We start from the raw sequence: 20,552 nt of genomic DNA on the forward strand, positions 1-20,552 counted from the left end.
ACAGGGTTTATTGGGCCATAAGCTTTTTTTTCTTTTTAGGGTTGCGCAATAATATGTATCTTCAAAAGCATAAACCAATCATACCAATGCGGAGGGATCTTTTTTCGACAGTCTTACTACTATTTGCTTTTATAGGGTATGCCCATGGACAGGCTACGCGCATCTATGACAATAGGGACTATGGCTTTGGCGAACTTTCATCCAATCTGACCAACAGTATCAGTCAGGACAAACACGGCTATATCTGGACAGGTACCGAGTATGGGCTCAACAAGTTTGACGGCACCCGTTTTGTACAATATCTCCACGATGTGCAGGATAGCACGTCCATATCGAGCAATAATGTCATCATCCTTTATCTTGACCGCGACAAAAGGCTCTGGGTGGGCTGCAATAATGGACTGCAGTATTACGATGAAAATAGCGACCAATTTGTGCGCATCCATTTTCCTGATCAGATTGCACCGCACATTACAGATATCATCCATAAAAAAGATGGTCACATTTGGGTAGCCACATCAGGCTGGGGTATCTTCGACATTCAGGTTAGCCGTAGAGAGGCGCTATCGCTACCGCGACTCAATACGCTGGTTGGCGGCATGTTTGCCCGCAGTCTATTTGAAGACCGGATGAACAGGATTTGGGTAGCTATTGACCGTGTAGGGGTCTCGCAGGTTTCTGCCGACCAGAAGCGGGCAAGGCAAATCGTTTCGGATCTGCTTCCGATGCCGAAGGGCGGCAATTATGACATCGTGCAGCAACATGACGGCAAGCTCCTATTCGCGTCGCCCTCAAAGATTAGCCGCTATGATCCGCAAAACAATACATTCGAAGCCGTTGAATACAAGTCGAAACTGCAGTCTACCGTAACGGAGATCCAATTATCAAAAGGCCAGAAAAACCATCTGCTGATCAGTACCGAGGGTGATGGGCTATGGTATCTGGATCTGGAAAAAAAGCCACTGGTTGCTGCACAAGCTGAACTGCCTAATTTGGACAATGACTACCGACATGCACGGATACGTGCGCTGCTGCAGGACCGCGAAAATAATCTTTGGCTTGGCTGGTTTCAACGGGGCCTGGTTTTTATCCCCGTGCAAAGCAAACAGTTTGAATTTTGGCGTATTTCAGGCCGGGAAAAAACAGATCAAAACATCATCAGTGCCATCACGCGTGACCGCCAAGGTAATATTTGGTATGCCGTGGAGCGAGAAGGCGTTTTTAAAACTGACCGTCAAGGCATTTCACATCAACAAATAAATACCATAGCGGATATCAATAAACTGGAAGCGGCTTCGGACGGTACGATCTGGTTCAGTTCATATGAGAAAGGCCTTGGACAAATTGATCCAATAACAGGACAATCCACCCTCAGGGATATCTGCCCATCCAGACAGGTCAAATCTTTCGCCTTGGGCAAAAACAATACGCTTTATATTGCTACATTTGGATCGGGCTTTGTGGAATACGATCTCGATACGAAAATTGCTCAAAGTTATAGTATGAATACCAGCAATTCGACAAAGGGCGCCTTAGCCAATGATTGGATTGCTACCGTTTTATGCGCCGATGATGGTCTTATCTGGCTTGGGCATCATAAGGGCGTGAGCTGTTTTGATCCCACTACAAAGAGCTTCTCTCAACAGTATACAGGCCATCGATTATCCGAACAGATCACCATCTCCCTATTGGACGATCATTTAGGTCACATCTGGGCCGGCACCTACAACGGCCTATATCAGATCGATAAGAAATCAGGGTCGGTCAGCATTTACACCACTAATAACGGACTATCCAGCAATGTGATCACTGGCTTAGGCGGTGACAAGAAAGGAAATATTTGGTGCAGCACATTCAAGGGTATCAACTGTCTGAATCCCGGTTCAGGCAAAATTGTCAATTACTATACCGGAGACGGCCTGGTCGATCGGTCCTACAACCGCAGCGTTCACTTTCAGGATACCCAAGGAAAAATATATTACGGCGGACGGCAGGGGATTACTTCATTTTTTCCTGAAAAGATACAGCTGCAGACCTATCCACATCCGGTACTCATTACCAATCTGTATGTCAAGAACCAGCCCATTAAGCCTGGCATGGCACCCAGCGGAAGCGTAATCTATAAGGATGACTTGATCGCTGCAAACGAATTTTACTTCCATAGCAACGACGACAGTTTCACTTTTGAATTGTCCACAATGGATTTTAACAGTCCAGAAAATGTACATTATGAATACCGCATTAAAGGCATCAACAAGAGCTGGAATGCGACGCTTCCGGGAGTGAACCTGATCACGTACAACAACCTTTCTTCCGGGGAGCATGAATTGGAAATACGCGCCTGTAAATTTGGCATCTATTCACCAAGCTTAATGGTAACGCTGCATATCCAGCCGCCCTGGTATTTAAGTGGAATGGCTTACTGCATTTATATCCTACTTGCGACCGGTATTCTATTCCTAATCAGTAAGTATCTGCATGAGCGTCGGCTCGAGCGTCTGCATGCTTTCCGGTTACAGCTTTTTACGGATGTATCGCACGAGATCCGATCGCCGCTGACGCTAGTTATGAGTCCAATCGATAAGCTCATGAAAAATGCAGCAGATCCGCAAACCCGATCCACGCTGCAGAACATGAATCGCAATGCACAGCGCATCCTTAGTCTAGTCAATCAGTTGCTTGATATCCGAAAGCTGGAAAGCGGGCACATGAATCTCAAATTTTGCGAAATCAATGCGGTAGATTATGTCAAGCAGATGATCGGCATTTTTGAGGATCAGGCCCTTAGTCATCAGATCCAGCTATCCGTACACAGCGATGCCGACGATATTCCAATTTGGATAGACGTCAACAGCTTTGAAAAAATACTGCATAATGTGATCTCCAACGCGTTTAAATTTACGCCGAGTGGTGGTCACATTGCGGTTTCCTTAGCCGTTCAACAACGGGGAAAGGGAAGTGAAATCTTAGAACTTGTTGTCAGTGATACGGGTAGCGGCATCGCCAAAAGCGATCTTCGCCATGTTTTTAAGCGGTACTACCAGTCTGCTGCGCATAGCACTTATCAGCGGCAGGGTTCGGGCATTGGTCTACATCTCACCAAAGTGCTGGTTGAACTGCACGGTGGACAGATACATGCCGAAAATAGAATGGACTGCAGCGGCAGCCTTTTTGTAATCCGTCTTCCGATGGGCAACAAGCATCTGCGGCAGAAAGATCTTGCTCCTGTGAGACCAACTGATGCGTTGACGATAAAACACGAGAGCCGCCCAGTTTCAGCAACTAACCTACATCCAAAGAACGATTATCAAAAAACAGGCTATAAAGTTCTTGTCATTGACGACGACCGCGACATTCTCCACTATCTGCATCAGGAACTTTCACCATCCTATAAAGTGCTGCTTGCCGAAAATGGTGGCGAGGGGTTTCAGGTCGCCCTTGCTGAGCAGCCCGACCTGATTATTTCCGACGTTGCCATGCCATTAATGGACGGCTATACGTTGGTCAAAAAGCTCAAAGGCAATAGCACGACCAACCATATTCCTGTGGTGTTACTGACGGCCAAAACCAATCAGGAAGACCGTTTGGAAGGCATTGGTCGCGGCGCAGATGCCTATTTGACAAAGCCTTTTATGGTGGATGAGCTTCATGTTGTTGTACACAATCTCATCAAAAACCGCATGAAGATTAAAGGAAAGTTTTCGGGCGCGCAGCAGCAGGAAGGTAAGGTAAAAACCATCAGCTTTAAGTCTAGCGATGAGCAGCTGATGGAACGTATTGTTAAAACGGTAAACCAATACCTGGAGAATTCGGAGTTCAATGTGCAGTTTCTAGCCGATAAGGTAGGGTTGAGCCGTGTACAGCTGCACCGTAAGGTGAAATCGCTGACGGGTATTTCGACCGGTGAATTTATTCGTAATATCCGGTTACAGCAAGCTGAAAAGCTGCTGCTGGAGAAAAAAATGAATATCTCTCAGGTAGCTTATTCGCTCGGATTTACCAATCAGACGCATTTCACTACGCTATTCAAAAAGATGTATGGGTTGAGCCCCACCGAATACATTCAGCGGCACAGCTTTAAGGAAAATTAAAAATAGGAAGTGATCCTGGTGTCGTGTTTGTTCGTTTCTTAAAAGGATTTCATATTTTTGTTATCAACTAAGGAAACGAAACACGTGACCAATTTTCGCATCTATCTATTTTTGTACCTATTCACAGTTGTCGCTCCCATCCAAATTAAGGGACAGGACTTCCGTGTTACTCCCTTAAAAATAAACGAAAATCTTCCATCGCTGACAGTCAACAGGACTTACCAGGATAGTAATGGATTCATTTGGTTTGCGACTCAAGGCGGACTTTGCCGTTATGATGGCAATCAATTGCTCAATATCAATCCTGAAGCCCTGCTCGGGGAAGCTGCGATCAGCAATAATATCCGCGCCTTGACCGAAATGGACCATATATTACTTGTCGGTACGGAAAAGGGTTTATGTAAAATCGACAAAGCAACTTGCCGGATCGAAAAGATCGCCTGTCCGCAGCTTCTTGGACAGTATGTTAATGCTATTCTCATCGACAACAAGCATCGTATCTGGCTTGGAACGCGTAGCGGCATTTATGTACTCGATAAAAATTTTAACGTCCAGCAGCACTATCATGTGGATTCAAAATATTCTCCGCTGCCCGGTAATACAGTCAGCTCGCTCTATCAAGATCGAAACGGTGTAATTTGGGCTTGCCTCTGGGAAAGGGGATTCGTTCGGCTAGATCAGAACAGCAATCGTTTTATTTCATTGCCCAAGATAGGTATCAGGAATAATCCATTTAAAATTTATCAAGATAAGAATAGGCGCTATTGGGTCTGTACCTGGGGAGATGGACTGTATACTTTTGATCCGAATACAGGTGGCACGCGTACTGATACCTATCAGAAAATACCGCTTAAGAACGACGCGGGACAGCCTGAGAAAATATTTTACAACATCTTGCAGGATAATTTCAACGGCGATATCTGGACTTTATCTTTTTCGGGAATATCTTGTTTCAGAACGATGAAAAACGGTGAGATTAGGGAAATAAATATTAAACCTTTTTTCGATCAGACAGCCAATATTTTCAGTGATTTATATCTCGATCGAAAAGGGTCGATATGGTTAGGAATATTCGATGAGGGAATGAGTACCATTGACTTTACACTATCAGGCATCAGCAACTACCATCTACCCTATATCAAACAGCGTTATCGTATCGCTCCAAAAATCACCATGTTAAACCAAGGTGACCAAGAGGATATCTTATGGTTCAATCAAGACCGACTGGGTCTGGGTTCCTTAAATCTCCGTACGAAGGAAATCATCATGTATAGTGAGCAACCGGACCTGTCCGACAATTTCGCCATTAAAGATGCCAGTTCGGTAATAGATTTTGGGAATGAACTCTGGTTATCTGGTGCATATGACCGAAAAATTTCAGTTTTCAACAAAACAGGCAGTGCTCTCACCAATACGGGCACCATTCAATTAACCGATTATGATCCTAAAATCGGTACACCCAATGATCTATTCCGGGATCGCAAAGGAATTATCTGGGTACTGACCAGTAACGGTATTTTGCAAAAGAAAAACCCATCCAGCGATTTTGAGCCTGTAAAAGAAATTCAAGCTGCTGTATCCGCAGCTGCGGAATCGGATAATGAAATGATCTGGTTTTGCACCAAAGATCAAGGCGTGTTCGGTTACGACCGCAAAAAAGCTAGGGTCGTCACTGTGCTCAATTCGTCTACGCCCCAATTAAATTCGTCCAGCATACAGGCGATCGCGATGGACAAATATAATTTTTTATGGTTAGCCACTCTGGACGGAAGATTATTGCGTTACAATCCCAAGACAAAAATCTTTCAACAGTTTTTGCGTAATTATTTTTCCCGGCAGCTTCAGGTATTAAACCTCTACTGGTTTGACAATTTTTTATGGATAACAACTGCCCGTTCCATTTTCCGATTTGATCCGGAAAAGCAGGTTATGGAGGAGTATTCTGCTAAAGATGGTGTCAGTGTAAAAATTTTTTCCCCACTGGCAATAACTGAGAATAATCAGCGCCATACATTATTTTTTGCAGGAAATAATGGTATTGTGGGCATATCCTCAAAAGAATCACGAAAGCAAAAGAGATTAAAGGTATTCATTACCGACTTAAAAATCAACAACCAGTCCATTTTTGAATTAAGTGATCCATCAAAAATGGATTTCGATAAACTCAATCTGGTATTAAATCCATCCGAAGAACAGCTAGAGATCAATTTTTCGGCATTACAATATCGTTCGCCGGAAAAAACAAGATTTGCTTATAAGCTGGAAGGGATTGATAAAGACTGGGTGAGTGTTTCGGGATCCCGACCTTTTGCTACGTACCATAATCTCCCCAAAGGAGCGTATACATTTATGGTAAAAGTGCTTGATACCTCCAACAATTCAGCCAGTGAAATTACGAAAATATCCATTAGAAAAAGGGCTGCTTTCTATGAGAGCAATATCGCCTATGCCGTGTATGTTATCCTGGTGTTGCTTATTATCTATTTGGTCGGCCGTTTCTTCTACAGTAAAATAAAATTAAAACAAGAGCTTAAAATTGCGCAGATCGAAAAAGATAAGCTGGATGAACTTACCAATTCCAAAATTAATTATTTTACAAATATCTCTCACGAAATACTTACCCCACTGACCATTTTATTCTGTTTAGTGGATGATATAGAACAGGTAACAAAAAACAGATACGTTCAATTGGATCGTATGCGGTCCAATCTTGACCGCCTCAGAAGACTCTTGCAGCAGGTGCTTGATTTTCGGAAAACGGAACGTCGCACCATGGATTTAAAGGTTGCCTATGGTCATCTAACACAATTTGTTGATCACTTGTGCATTACTTATTTTTATCCACTTGCGGAGAAAAATAAGATCACATTCAACATAACGCACCACCAACCAATTGAAGGAGCATATTTTGATGCGGATAAACTGGATAAAATCCTATTTAACCTTTTGTCAAATGCCTTTAAGTATACCGATGTGGGAGGAAGTATCGAAGTCATTACCCGGCTTGAAAAGGAGCTCGGGAAAAATGTATTGGTGATTGATGTGCAGGATGACGGGACAGGAATACCCAGTGAAGAACTAAGTAAAATATTCGTCCAGTTTTATACCAATAGTGCAACCAGAAAAAAAGGTAGCAACGGTATAGGACTGGCCTTATCGCAAGAATTGGCACACCTACATCATGGAACACTTACTGTAAAGAGCGAATTGGGCGTAGGATCCTGCTTCACACTGCGCGTCCCCATTGATTTGGAAAGTTATCCCCCATCTGAACGCACGCATTTGGATATGACTTTGATCGAGCATACCAAACCAGCTCTCGTACATCAGGAGGTTGAAAATACCGAGAATCCAACATTAAAAAAGAAAGCGCTTTCACTCCTTATTGTGGAGGACAATGATGATCTCAGGGAGTCAATTCAACGCATTCTTTCGCAAACCTATCATGTTCTAACAGCAACAAATGGCTTGGAAGCATTAGCCTTATTATCTGACCAAGATGTTGACATTATTGTATCTGATGTTATGATGCCTAAAATGGACGGTTGGGAACTTTGCCGAAAACTGAAGAAAGACATTGAAAAGAACCATATTCCCATCATTCTTTTGACCGCGAAGATCAGTTTAGAAGATCGGGTAGATTCGTACAATGTCGGTGCTGATGGCTATATTTCAAAACCCTTTGAAATTAAGCTGTTGGAGGCCAGAATTAATAGTTTTGTCATTAACAAGCGGACCCGCCAAGAAGCTTTCAAAGCCGAACCCAAGATTGATATATCTAAACTGGAATATCCAACTGTGGATGAACAGTTTCTCGAGAAAACCATTAAAGCTATTGAGGAGCATATGTCTGACAGCACTTTGGAGATAGGTCCTTTGGCAGCAATCTTAGGACTATCGAAGTCCACACTCAATCGAAAAATAAAAAACCTGCTCGATCTTTCGACCAGTAAGCTTATTAAAAATGTGCGCTTAAAACATGCATATCAAATGCTAGAAAATGATAAAAGCATCTCCATCTCAGAAGTATCCTATGCTGTGGGATTTAGTGACTCCCGATATTTTGCCACATCGTTTAAACAACAATTTGGCATTACCCCTACCGATTTACAAAAGGGTATTAAACATTGATGCTCCAAGAATTAACAATTGGTATAGAAATTAAGACTTGGACGGGGTTAATACAAATGATTCCGGGAAACAGCTTCAGCAACAATTTTGCGATGGCATTTCCCGGAATGATCTGTTCCAATTAGTTCGTAGGAGACTGTCCAGCCACAGTAGGCCAGCCCGGATTTTGATAGATTATAGAATTTTCAACAGACCCGTCGGTCGATGTCAATTGAAAATGTTCTACGGCGATCGGCGAAAGGTAATGTGCCATGACGAATTTTGCTCCGGCATAAGAAAGCGCACTACTTTTTATTTCCAATGGTCTCAGATATACGCTTAAAGCAGGGTCCGATACCACAGCCTTGTCATTGGTAGCACCATAAATCAATTGACCGGCGGTATACCAGCTTTTCATTGGTCCCCATAATTTAAATCCTTCAAAGTGGTATGGAGTCGTGATTAATTGATCCATCGCTCTCCAGCGTTTTAGATCCATTAGGCGCAGTCCTTCCGCCATCAATTCATTCCGACGCTCTCTGCGGATATTATACAGCGTTGCATTCACCTGGATACCTGCGGAATAACTTCCCCAATCCAACTTTTCTTTGGTCATATCTGTTGCACCTATGGTCTTATCGATATCCGTAGATACTTTGGCACGCTCTCTCAATTTTGCCCAATAGTTACGCGCGGTATTATCTAAATTTCCATTACGTTCGTAGGCAGCTTCAATATAATTTAAATAAGCTTCACTGGCGCGGAATGTCACACTGCCCGTATACGCCTGTCCGTTATTAGTCTGCTGGCCATCGTATGAAATTCCTTTGCGGATTGTATACCCAGTGGTATAGCGCGTTTCCCAGCTCGAATCGTAAATTCTAGGCACCGGTTCAACGGCGGTTCCATGCGATCCCACTGTTGTGTTGACCAATACATTGCGTTGTCCAGGCTCTTTAAGGAATAACTGCAGTCTGTCATCTCTGTCTTTTCGCACATCAGCAATGTAATCATCGCCATGGTAACCGCTACCCGCGGCATAAATTGGCAGACCATTGCCCATCAAGAAACTTTCGACCATACCCCTAGTCATGCCTACTGCATAGTTTCCGCTCTGCGCGTACACGGGTACGTTGTGTGTGACAAGAGAAAGATTGTATTGCCGCCATAAAAGTACTTCACTATATCCGGACATATCCACTGCGCCAAACATACTGAAATACGGATTTTCATTGTTTGGCGATTCGATAATTCCACTATTTTCAACCAAAAGAATATTGTCTGCTACAGTTTTCGCGGCACCCATTGCCTGATCTAAAAAATAGTTTATTTCATTATCAATGCTTCCGAGCGGGTAATTGTAATTTGCCGTGAAGGCCTTGTTTTTACCCGGCCAATTCGGGCCATTAGGGACAAAAGCCGTTCCTTTGAAATATTTTAACCATGTACCCTCGTACAAAGCGACGCGCGATTTCATCAGCAGGGCTACATTTTTGGAAATACGTTGTTTTTTCCCGTCAGGAGATGCACTTTTTAAAAGCGTAATAGCCGAATCCAGATCAGACAGTATAAAACGTGCCACCTCATTTCGAGGCGAGCGCATGCTTGCATTAATCAAGGCCTGTTTTTCGCCGTCGTTATAAACATCTTTTACGATCGGAAAATCCCCTAGATTCTGAAGCTTATTAAAATACTCATAGGCCCTTAAAAAATACGCTTCGCCGATGTAATGCGCCACATTTTCGGAATTTCCGAGGATCTGGTTGTTTTTCCATTTAGGCAGCACATTTTTGAGGAAATAATTCATTTGATAGATATTCTCAAACTTCCAATCCCCATCTTTTGCATCGACACGCCACTGTCCGGGATTATACCGGTTGTCAAAGGTGGGGTTGATCATATTGTCCGAATTGGCATCGATACCAAATGTTCCAAAGTTCCAGTTTGCATGCGAAGGAAGCAGGCCTGCATAGCGGCCAACGGTGTAAGCGGCCAGCTGGGATTCCTCATTCAGGTAAGCTTCCGGTACGATTTGAGAGGGTGGCGTAATATCCAAATATTTATTACATGAAGCTGTCGCTGCGATCAGTACCGCTCCCAAAAAGAATTTTATCGTTGTTGTATTTAATTTCATGGTATTAATTATTAAAATGTAGCACTTAAACCTGCAGACCAAACTTTAGTTAATGGATAGACCGTTCCGTTGCTGCCGCCATCAATTGTTTCAGGATCATACATGCCCTCAACTTTGGAGCCTGTCCATACATTCTCACCGGAGATATAAACTCTAAGTTTTGAAATTCCAAAGCGCTTTGTTGTCTCCATTGGAACAGTATAACCGACCTGAATATTTTTGATGCGGATATACGCTGCGTTTTGTAAATATCGGGTTTGTGCTTGCTGATTTTTATCGGTACCAAATATCGGACGTGCATAGTAAGCATCCAGATTTTCACCAAGCGCATTATCGGCTGTCCGGAAATAATCTTCATGTTCTTTCAGCCCTGTTGACCACCACTTATTACTTGTAGCTCCCCAGAAGTAGTATCCCCCCTGCCAGTAATCACGTTTCATGACACCTTGTAAGAATAGACTGAAGTCAAAATTCTTATAATCACCATTGAAGTTGAAACCAAACGAATAGCGCGGTGTACTATTTCCGATGATGCTTCGGTCTCCCGGATTACTTTCGGTACTGCTTCCAGATCCGATTTTTCCATCGCCATTTAAATCTTTGTACATGATATCGCCCGCACCCCATTGGCTTCCGAGGTCATTTTGCCCGCCATTCGGCAACGATGCCAGGTGGGCATCCATTTCTTGCTGCGATTTTGCGATGCCAATGGTTGTATATCCCCAAATTTCTCCCAGACGCTGCCCTGTCCGGTAGGTATCTTCATCGAGACTTCCGGTCTTATTCGGATAATTGGTCACTGTTGTACTATAATCCGACACTAAGAATTTGGTACTGTAGCGAAATCCGCCGTCGGTCCTATCGGTCCAGCCAATGGTCGCTTCAAATCCTTTTGTCTCCAAATCGGTATTATTGGTTTGTGGCACCTGCGTTCCCAAGACGGCAGGCAACTGTGGTGCCGGTCCCACCATATCAAGCGTTTTACGTTTAAATACTTCAAATGAACCCGTTAAACGGTTATTCAATAGCCCAAAATCTATTCCCGCATTCAGCGTGTTGATCGATTCCCAGGTTAAGGTCGAACTCACCAACCCTGCTGCGCTAGCAGTATTGGGCCGCGTATTGTTGATCAGCCAGGCTCCGTTGGTAATGCCGACCGGTAACAGTATATACGTAGGATACCAGTCTGTGGTATTCTGATTGCCCAACTCCCCATACGAGGCCCTTAATTTCAAATAGTTGACAAAGGAAACATTATCCGTAAAGAACTTTTCTTTGGAGATGTTCCAGCCTGCAGAAACGGATGGGAACCAGCCCCAGCGGCTATCTGCTCTAAAACGCGACGAGCCATCATAGCGTAAGTTACCTTCTATTAGATATTTATCCGCATAATCGTAATTGATACGTCCAAAAAATCCGGCATTGGCCCAGTTCTGATATTGCCCTGTCACCGTTGGCACGGTAGGTTTTCCATCATAATCTGTGCTAGAGGTCAGATTAAGAACAGGCTGGCCGGGAACCAAAATGCCATCACGCTGTGCCGATAGATCGCGGTAAGCGGTATTTTCAACCTGAAAACCGACCATTGTTTTAAAATGATGATCTCCTATACGTTTATCATATTCTGAATGGGCACTAATGTTATAATAATTTTCTTTCCACGCGTATTCATACACATTGGAGTTGCTTTTGTACACATAAGGCTCGCCCTTCACATCATAGTTGTACAATTTTTGAGAATCCCAATGGCGGAATTGCGTCGTCGTACGATAATTGATGTTAGCAATGGTTTTCCAGCCGCGGATAGGTTCCAAGGTCAATTGCAATTGCTGATAAATATAGTCTTTGGTTGATTTGTCCGTACCACCGTCACGCATACCCAGTGCTGGCGACGGCGAACTGTATAAATGTCCATTTGGATCATAGAGCGGCAGCGTTGGCCATCCTTGGCGACCAAGATCGTCATAAAAGGAATTTGTCAGTGCGGCTGGTCTTTGATAATCCTCCCGAACGAGACGCGCATTGTATCCGACGGTTAAAATATCGGACAATTTGGAATTTATCTTTGCCGAAATCGCGTATCGATCATAATGGTCGGTATTGAAGGCCATCATGCCCTGCTGCTTCATAAAATTTCCCGACAGGTAATAGGTTGTTTTTTCAGTCCCACCATTAATACTTAAATTGTGTTCTTGTGCAAATGCATGGTCTTTATACATGGTATCGAACCAATCCACATTATCGTTGCCATAGCCATAGCCATCTGCCCAGTAGGATTGGTTTTTTGGATTGGGTATGATAGAGGCCGAGATGACGCCATTTTTGTAATCTAAAATACGTTTCAAATCATCTGCACTGAATTCACCCTGGCTTCCAAAATTTTCGTCTGCCTGGTTAAAATAATTGGCAAAAGTCCAGGAGTCCATCATTTTCGGCAACAGTGTTGGCGCATTGATGCGAAAACTATTGTTGTAATTTGTCGTTGTTTTGCCCGACTTACCTGATTTTGTGGTCACTAAAATAACACCAAAAGCTGCCCGTGAACCATAAATTGACGCAGCGCCAGCATCTTTAAGCACCGAAATATTTTCAATATCCTGCGGATTTAATGCCGACAATGAGCCCTCAGAACCATCGATCAGGATCAATGGAGACGATGAAGACGTACCGATGGTACCCGTGCCCCGAATATTTATAGTGGGATTACTTTCCAGTGTTCCACTGTTTTGGGAGATATTGAGCCCGGGAGCCAATCCCTGCAATGCCTGAATCGCATTTCTAACGGGTCTATTTTCCAATTGTTTCGAATCGACTACAGCTACAGATCCCGTCAAGTTTTCGCGCTTTTGTGTACCGAAACCTACCACCACGACTTCCTCCAATTGAGAAAATCCGGATTTGAGCACAACATCAATCTGCGTTCTACCTGCGATAGAGACCTCCTGACTATCGTATCCCACCATGGAAAATACAAGTACTGCATTCGCATCGTTCACGTTAATCTTGAACGCTCCGTTTTGGTCGGTTTTCGTTCCCAGATCAGATCCTTTTACCTTCACAGATACGCCCGAAAGCCGCTCATTATCCGCTGAAACGGTACCACTGATTGTTATTTGGTTTAATTTTCCTCCTGTTTTCAACACGGCAAATGTTGGATCAGTCGCGTAAGGCATTGCTTTTACGGTGGCATTAAATGACACGGCTAACAATGCAATCATTTTCCACGTCACCATGCCTTTATATTTGGCGTGGATGACATCCTTTTCAACATAATTTCTGTTCATTTTTTATAGTTTAATAGTGATTAGTCGATTATTCAGTTGTAATTGCCGGAAAGGCAGCCGCTGTAAAAGCGCCATATAGCTATCCGAAAACTTTAGAACTACAGAATGATCAGGTGTTATTTTTTGTTGGTTATTCCAATTCTTCAAAGGAGTCAGTTATTATATTGCTCAACGATCTTATGAGATTTATAAAACAGAACTGTGTGATTCCTTTTAAAAAAATGGTATTCCAAAATTAGGGGGAATGGGAGAATTGGATGTTCAAATTCGACGCAAAATTGTTCAAATTTTAATGTCTAGGCCTTTAAAATAGCTATTTTACCCAACTATCCTGTGGCATCATCCAGAAAGTATGACGGTAGTTAAGCAATCCAGTTGGCGCCATTGGAATGAAACCCCCGGAACAAAAATTTGCATAAAACAGTTAGGCATTAAAAATCGAGCGGGACCTTTTATTGCAAATAATCACAAATTTATCTAAGTTTGTCGTCACCTACTACGACTAACGTGAATCTTAAAAATGAGATCGAATCTAAATATATCCTTCAGCGCCTACAGCAGGGTGACAGGCAGGTGTTCGACCTTGTTTTTAAATCTTATTGGGATCCACTATTAATTTATCTGTCCAAACTGGTGAAAGACCAGACCGATGCTGAGGATCTTTTACAGAATATTTTCGTCAACCTCTGGAATAAGACACAATCGTCCGAAATACAGGATATTCACGGCTGGTTATACGGGGCTGCCCGCAAGAGCGCTCTTTTCTATCACCGAACCCAAGGCAATCAAAAAAAGCTGATTGCGTCTATTTTGGAATATATTGAAGTAACCGGATTTTCGTTGAGTGACCAGCAGCAAGGTAAGGAGCTTCAGCAGATTATTGATCGTGAAATTGAACGGCTCCCAGCAAAAATGAAAGAGGTATTTCTATTGAGCCGACAGGAACAACTTAGTTATAAGGAAATTGCAGAACGTCTCGACATCTCTGACCAAACGGTCAAAAAACAGATCAGCAACGCACTGAACATTCTGAGAAACAACCTCAAGAAACAAGGTCTCTATTCGCTTCTTCTCCTCCTTCTCATCGATTTAAAATAAATTTCATCATTTTTTAATATTTATCTACCACCAAATACGTTTTGGTGCAACTATACTATAAACAATGGCGCTCATGGAACAGAAAAACATTGCAGAAATCTTATTGAAATACGAACTCGGCATCAGTTCAGCGGCGGAAAACCAGCTGATAGAATCGTGGTACGAATCGCAGCAAGCTGTGGAATGGGAACTAGACGGCGCCGCCCAGGAAGACCGAAAAAATGCCATACTCCTACAAATCCAGGAGCAGCTTGATGCAAAACCAGCTTCGCGTAGTCCATTGTACCGGAGAGCCGCTTGGATCAGCGCTGCAGCTGCCGTCCTGCTGATTGCTTTTGCTTTACTCTTTATCCCGCGTGGACAGTCGCATCGCGATACTCTAGCCGCGATAGATCAATTCAAACCCGGACAAGAAAAGGCCATCCTGAAATTGGAAGACGGATCAAGCATCGCACTCAACGGAGGCAAATCGGGTGTTAAGATCGTCAACGGTACGGCTGTCTATTTAGATGGATCGCCTGTGAGCGACACGGAATTGCAATCGCGCGAACTGATTGTTGAAGTTCCCAAAGGTGGTCAATATCAGGTCAACCTGCCCGATGGGAGTAAAGTATGGCTGAACGCTGCTTCGACACTCACCTATCCAATGCAATTTTCTGCCGCCAAGCGGGAAGTCTCGTTAACAGGAGAAGCCTATTTTGAAGTAAGCAAAAATCCACATCAACCCTTTATCGTAAAATCCAGAAATCAAGAAGTCAAGGTATTGGGCACCATATTTAACATCAACAGTTATGACAACCGCGAGTTTGTGGAAACTACGCTGCTTGAAGGTTCGGTCGATGTAAATCAACGCCTGCTTGTACCCGGACAGCGATCGCTCATCTCCAAGACATCGATCCAGATTCTACCGGCCAATATCGAAGCAGCGACGGCCTGGAAGAAAGGATATTTCCTATTTGACAACGAACGGCTCGATGCCATTTTGGCTACACTTTCGAGATGGTACAATGTAGATTTTGAATACGAAGACTCTGCTACAAAACAGCTTGTCTTTTGGGGATCTATCGACAAAAATCAATCATTGACCAAAACGCTTACCTTTTTGGAAAGCACCGGTCAATTAAACTTTAACTATCGTGACGGCAAAATAGTTGTCCACAAAAATAAATAACGAAGCCTTTTTAATACAGAAATCTAAACACATTAACCTAAATCACAGACCCGATGAATCGTCTAAAAAACTTGCTATTGGTCACGTCGCTTCTTGCTGGTAGCACAGTCGTTGGTCAACAGCTCAATTATCAGGGCAAACCAACACTCAAAGAACTTTTTTCAACCATCCGACAACAGACAGGCTATAACATCATTGCTTCCGGCAATCAGATAGACCTTAATACCGTCGTTAAAGTTCAGGCAAAGGATAAAGCCTTGCGTGATGTTCTTGAAGAAGCCTTTAAGGATTTACCGTTCACTTTTAAGATCGTTGGAAAAGAGATCACCATTCTTCCGCGGGAGAAAAGCGGCCAACAGCATCAAAAACAACAGCAACCTGCCAAACAGCTTTTTGTGGACGGCACTGTACGGGACAAATCCGGTCCCGTAGAATTGGTAACCGTTTACAACAAAAGCAACGACAAAGTCACTTTCACCAATGATAAAGGCGCTTTTAAAATCGAGCGGACCAGCCATACGGATACCTTAGTATTCAGTTCCGTTGGTTACGAAGAAAGGCAGCTTGCTGTGTCAACTAGCCAAAACACCGTTACCATGCAACTGTTGCAGACGCAGAACCTGCTTGATGAAGTTAGCGTACTGTCGTATGGGCAAGAGGTATCCAAACGGCTCAATACGGGCTCTACTTCTAGTGTCACTGCAGCCACCATTGAGAAAACACCGACAGCAGATCCACTCATTGCGCTCCAAAATCGGGTTCCCGGTATGATGATCAATACCCTCAACGGGTTACCGGGCATACAGACCCAAGTGCAGATACGGGGTATTAATACCGTCAACCAGGATGGTGAAGCGCGACAACCCTTGTACATTGTTGATGGTATTCCTTTTAATAGCAATTCACTCGCCTATATCGGTGCGAATGGCCTCACCTCCTCCTATTTGGGTGAAAGCCCTTTTAAAAGTATCGACCCAAGCACGATTGCCAGCATTGAAGTACTTAAAGATGCAGATGCTACCGCCATCTATGGCGCCCGGGGTGCCAATGGTGTGATCCTGATCACGACCAAACGCGGTAAGGCAGGTCTCCCCACCCTCAGTGCTGATTATTACCATAGTTTTGGTTCTATCGCTAACTATGTAAAAATGCTCAATACCGCCCAATATCTGGAGATGCGGCGTGAAGCTGCAAAAAACGATGGTGTCGAACTTACGCCCAATGACTACCCTGACCTGCTGAAATGGAGCCAAACTGAAGATCACAACTGGCAAAAAGAATATTTTGGCAATGTCGCCCATACATCCAATGCTGAATTATCGCTATCGGGTGGATCATCAGGTTTCAACTACCTCCTTGGCGGTGGATTTAGGCGTGAAAATACCGTATATCAAAAGAAAAATGGTCTTTCCGTCGGTAACTTCCGAAGTAACCTCGACTACAACAGTAACGACGGCAAATTTAAAGCTTCCCTTTCGGCGAGCTATGCAACGGATAAAAACGAAGTCATTCCACTATCGTTTACCAACTTTCAGACCCTGCCTCCAAATTTCTCCCTTTACGATGCTGATGGAGAATTGAATTGGACTATAGATAACCCCATTGCTGCGCTGGAGCGTACGCTTGAAAATAAAACTAAAAATTTAATCGGCAATATTGCGCTGAGTTATGAGTTGTTACCTAATCTCGTGGCCAAAATCAATACCGGTTATACGCGCATGAAAATGGACCAGCTCGCCATCAATCCACGGAGATCATTCCGGCCGTCCGAAAACATCTTGGGCAACAACAGTTTTACTAAGGCCAGCGCCGCTACCTTCAATTTTGAGCCTCAGCTGAATTACGATCTGATCGTAGGGCGCAGTTCATTTCGTGCCCTTATCGGGGGTACTTATATCCATCGCGGTAATTCAGCAATTACCACAAGTGGAAACGGCTATACAGACGACAGTCAGATTAGGGACATCACTGCCGCACCAATTATCAACATCGAGCCCAAGGACACTCAGTATCGTTTTCTTTCGGGATTTGCTCGTATGGGATGGACATTTGACCAAAAATATGTCATCAATGCAACCGTCAGACGTGACGGCTCTTCCCGTTTTGGTCCAGGGAAAAAATATGGTAACTTTTGGTCTGTCGGTGCAGCCTGGATCCTCAGCGAAGAGAGCTGGCTAAAGGATAATCAGTTTGGCTTGAGTTTTGCCAAATTGCGCGGCAGCTATGGTCTGACGGGTAATGATAATATTGGCGACTACTCCTATTTCGTCAATTACGAACGTATATTCGACAATTACCAGGGGCAGGGCTATCTTCCCAAGAACCCATTCAATGCAAATTATCAGTGGGAAGTCAACAAAAAACTTGACCTTGCTGCTGAAATGGGCTTCTTGAAAGACCGCATTATCTTTGAAGCAAACTATTACCGCAATCGGTCGGGCAATCAATTAGTTGGCTATGGATTACCTACACAGGTGGGTTTTAGTTCGGTCAATCAAAACCTGGATGCCAATGTACAGAATAGCGGCTGGGAATTTAGCCTCCAGACCACGCCGATCAATACATTGGCTTTCACCTGGAAAACAAACTTTACGATGAGTATCAACCGCAACAAGCTCTTGTCTTATCCCAATCTTGCAAGTTCTTCCAATAGCCTTACTTATCAGATCGGTAAACCATTAAATCTGATCTGGGGTTATGAATATCTGGGAATCAACGCTGCAGATGGGCAACCGCAATTCCGCGATGTGAATGGCGACGGTTTTATCAGTTTTCCAGATGACTATGTCCCTTTGGCGAACAATATTCCGACATTCTTTGGTGGTCTGGGCAACTCGTTCAATTATAAAAACTTTGATCTAGACGTGTTTTTCAGTTTCAAAAAGAACACACATATTTATAATTATCCCTTTACGAGTGCCGGAAGCGTCATCAATGCCCCCGCAATTGTCTTGGACAGATGGCAACATCCGGGTGAAGAAGCTAAATTTCCGGCCTATACCACCAACTCCAGCACCATGTCCAATTACAATTCATCCGGTGCCAATTTTGTGGACGGGTCGTACATCCGTTTAAGCAATATTACTTTGAGCTATTCGGTACCAGGCAAGATTCTCGAGAAGCTAAAACTTAAAAACCTGCGCGCTTATGCTACTGGGGCCAATCTACTGACGATCACCAGCTACAAGGGTACAGATCCAGAGACCGGCGTGGATATGCCGATGCTGCGCACATTTACACTAGGGATACGGACCTCATTTTAAACCATTAGACTACGGATATGAAAACCAACTATATCAAATTATTCAGCCTCCTTTTACCTGTTGCTGTCGTTGCAAGCAGTTGCAACAAGCTGCTGGAGGTGACACCAAAATATATCTACACGACGGACCAAATTTATGCGAATGACACCATGGCCGACAGTGTGGTGGTCGGGATGTATGGCCGATTTGCTGCTTATCAAAATGATCTTTCACTGAACACGGGATTATCTTCTGACGAGTTGACACCCGGTGTCAATAGCTTCAACCCAGGCTATAGTTTTATGTACAGCTACAACCTCAATCCCTTTTCGGCGCAGACGAATGACTTTTGGGGAAATCTATATTCCATCATTGGGGTTAGTAATGCAATCATTGAAGGCGTTGGACAATCCAAGGGCATGACACAAGCGGGCAAAGATGAGGCCATTGGTCAGGCCAAATTTATGCGTGCCCTCAATTACTATTTTTTGGTCAACCTCTATGGCGATATTCCTTTGGTGCTGACGACCAATTACCCGGAAGAGCGCCTCAAACCGCGCGCGGCGGCAGCGGCAGTGTATACGCAGGTCATTCAAGATCTGCAAGATGCCAGCCAGCTTTTGGCATCAGATTATCCGGGCGAACGCGTCAAGGCCAATAAGTGGGCAGCACTGGCTCTGCTCTCGCGTGTATACCTATTCACCAAAGAGTGGACCAAAGCCGAGGAGGCCGCCAGTCAGGTGATTGCACAGTCGCAGTTGTTCCAACTGGGCCACTTTGACCGTGCGGATGGGGCTGAGCCAATGGATATCTTCACCAAAAATAATCCCGAGCAGATATTGCAGCTATGGAACAGTATGGGCGCCTCCATTGGTATCGGTATAAAAGGAGAATTTGCCAGCTTTGGCGTGACTGAAGATCCAACGGGTCTTTTGCAAGCCTTTGAGGAGAACGATAAACGGAAAGAAAACTTTGTCCGTTTTGAAGAAACGGTAAACGGCTATCAGATCAACAAATACCGTTCGGACGGCGAAGCCGGATCTGCAAACAATGAGTATACGTCGGTACTGCGCCTGGGAGAACAATACCTCAACCGAGCCGAGGCACGTCTGGAACTTGGTCTGCCAACAGCAGTTGAAGACCTCAATACGATACGCCGGCGTGCGGGACTTTCGAATTTATCCGATGGTTTAACCAAATCTCAGGTCAGTGCAGCAATCGTGCAAGAACGCCGTGTCGAACTCTGTTTCGAATGGGGCGACCGTTGGTTTACCCTCAAACGTTTGGGATTAGCCGATAATGTGATGAAAAAAGCAAAACCGACCATCTGGAAGACGTTTGCCCAGCTCTACCCTTTACCGACCGTTGAGCTTCAAAATAACAGGCAATTAACGCAAAATCCGGGATATAACAACTAAACAC

The 20,552-nt window shown here is 44.0% G+C and carries 8 protein-coding genes; 6 read left to right on the forward strand and 2 right to left on the reverse strand.

Going from position 1 to position 20,552, the window contains the following annotated elements:
- Nucleotides 1-86: 86 nt before the first annotated feature.
- Both B3E00_RS16670 and B3E00_RS16675 read left to right on the forward strand, forming a co-directional pair.
- Complete coding sequence (locus B3E00_RS16670; protein WP_293884933.1) at nucleotides 87-4,091, forward strand: hybrid sensor histidine kinase/response regulator transcription factor; 4,005 nt, start codon at nucleotides 87-89, stop codon at nucleotides 4,089-4,091.
- 57 nt (nucleotides 4,092-4,148) lie between these two features.
- Nucleotides 4,149-8,222, forward strand: coding sequence for a hybrid sensor histidine kinase/response regulator transcription factor (locus B3E00_RS16675; RefSeq protein WP_293884932.1), 4,074 nt, complete (start codon nucleotides 4,149-4,151; stop codon nucleotides 8,220-8,222).
- Nucleotides 8,223-8,343: 121 nt separating this feature from the next.
- Here B3E00_RS16675 and B3E00_RS16680 read toward each other — a convergent pair whose 3' ends face one another.
- Together B3E00_RS16680 and B3E00_RS16685 are read right to left on the reverse strand one after the other, a co-directional pair.
- Nucleotides 8,344-10,335: a RagB/SusD family nutrient uptake outer membrane protein gene (locus tag B3E00_RS16680; RefSeq protein WP_293939364.1), complete on the reverse strand. Its 1,992-nt coding sequence runs from the start codon at nucleotides 10,333-10,335 to the stop codon at nucleotides 8,344-8,346.
- A gap of 11 nt (nucleotides 10,336-10,346) precedes the next feature.
- Nucleotides 10,347-13,619: a SusC/RagA family TonB-linked outer membrane protein gene (locus tag B3E00_RS16685; protein ID WP_293884930.1), complete on the reverse strand. Its 3,273-nt coding sequence runs from the start codon at nucleotides 13,617-13,619 to the stop codon at nucleotides 10,347-10,349.
- A 507-nt stretch (nucleotides 13,620-14,126) separates the two neighbouring features.
- Here B3E00_RS16685 and B3E00_RS16690 point away from each other — a divergent pair.
- The 4 genes from B3E00_RS16690 to B3E00_RS16705 all read left to right on the forward strand — a co-directional run bounded on the left by B3E00_RS16690 (nucleotide 14,127) and on the right by B3E00_RS16705 (nucleotide 20,548).
- The gene (locus B3E00_RS16690) at nucleotides 14,127-14,717 is read left to right on the forward strand and encodes an RNA polymerase sigma factor (RefSeq protein WP_293884929.1); all 591 of its coding nucleotides are present in this window, start codon (nucleotides 14,127-14,129) and stop codon (nucleotides 14,715-14,717) included.
- Nucleotides 14,718-14,790: 73 nt separating this feature from the next.
- Entirely contained in the window at nucleotides 14,791-15,888 is a 1,098-nt protein-coding gene (locus B3E00_RS16695) for a FecR family protein (RefSeq protein WP_293939366.1), read from the forward strand.
- Between the two features lie 53 nt (nucleotides 15,889-15,941).
- On the forward strand, nucleotides 15,942-19,151 hold the full coding sequence (locus B3E00_RS16700) for a SusC/RagA family TonB-linked outer membrane protein (RefSeq protein ID WP_293939368.1): 3,210 nt from the start codon (nucleotides 15,942-15,944) through the stop codon (nucleotides 19,149-19,151).
- A 17-nt stretch (nucleotides 19,152-19,168) separates the two neighbouring features.
- Entirely contained in the window at nucleotides 19,169-20,548 is a 1,380-nt protein-coding gene (locus B3E00_RS16705; protein WP_293939370.1) for a RagB/SusD family nutrient uptake outer membrane protein, read from the forward strand.
- Nucleotides 20,549-20,552 lie beyond the last annotated feature (4 nt).

It is taken from the genome of Sphingobacterium sp. UBA5996 (assembly GCF_002429765.1).
Lineage (GTDB): Bacteria > Bacteroidota > Bacteroidia > Sphingobacteriales > Sphingobacteriaceae > Sphingobacterium.

Excerpts from the sequence above, each read along its gene's own strand:
- B3E00_RS16670 (WP_293884933.1), top strand. The coding sequence starts at position 87 with ATGCGGAGGGATCTTTTTTCGACAGTCTTACTACTATTTGCTTTTATA.
- B3E00_RS16680 (WP_293939364.1), bottom strand. The coding sequence starts at position 10,335 with ATGAAATTAAATACAACAACGATAAAATTCTTTTTGGGAGCGGTACTG.
- B3E00_RS16685 (WP_293884930.1), bottom strand. The coding sequence starts at position 13,619 with ATGAACAGAAATTATGTTGAAAAGGATGTCATCCACGCCAAATATAAA.
- B3E00_RS16695 (WP_293939366.1), top strand. The coding sequence starts at position 14,791 with ATGGAACAGAAAAACATTGCAGAAATCTTATTGAAATACGAACTCGGC.
- B3E00_RS16700 (WP_293939368.1), top strand. The coding sequence starts at position 15,942 with ATGAATCGTCTAAAAAACTTGCTATTGGTCACGTCGCTTCTTGCTGGT.
- B3E00_RS16705 (WP_293939370.1), top strand. The coding sequence starts at position 19,169 with ATGAAAACCAACTATATCAAATTATTCAGCCTCCTTTTACCTGTTGCT.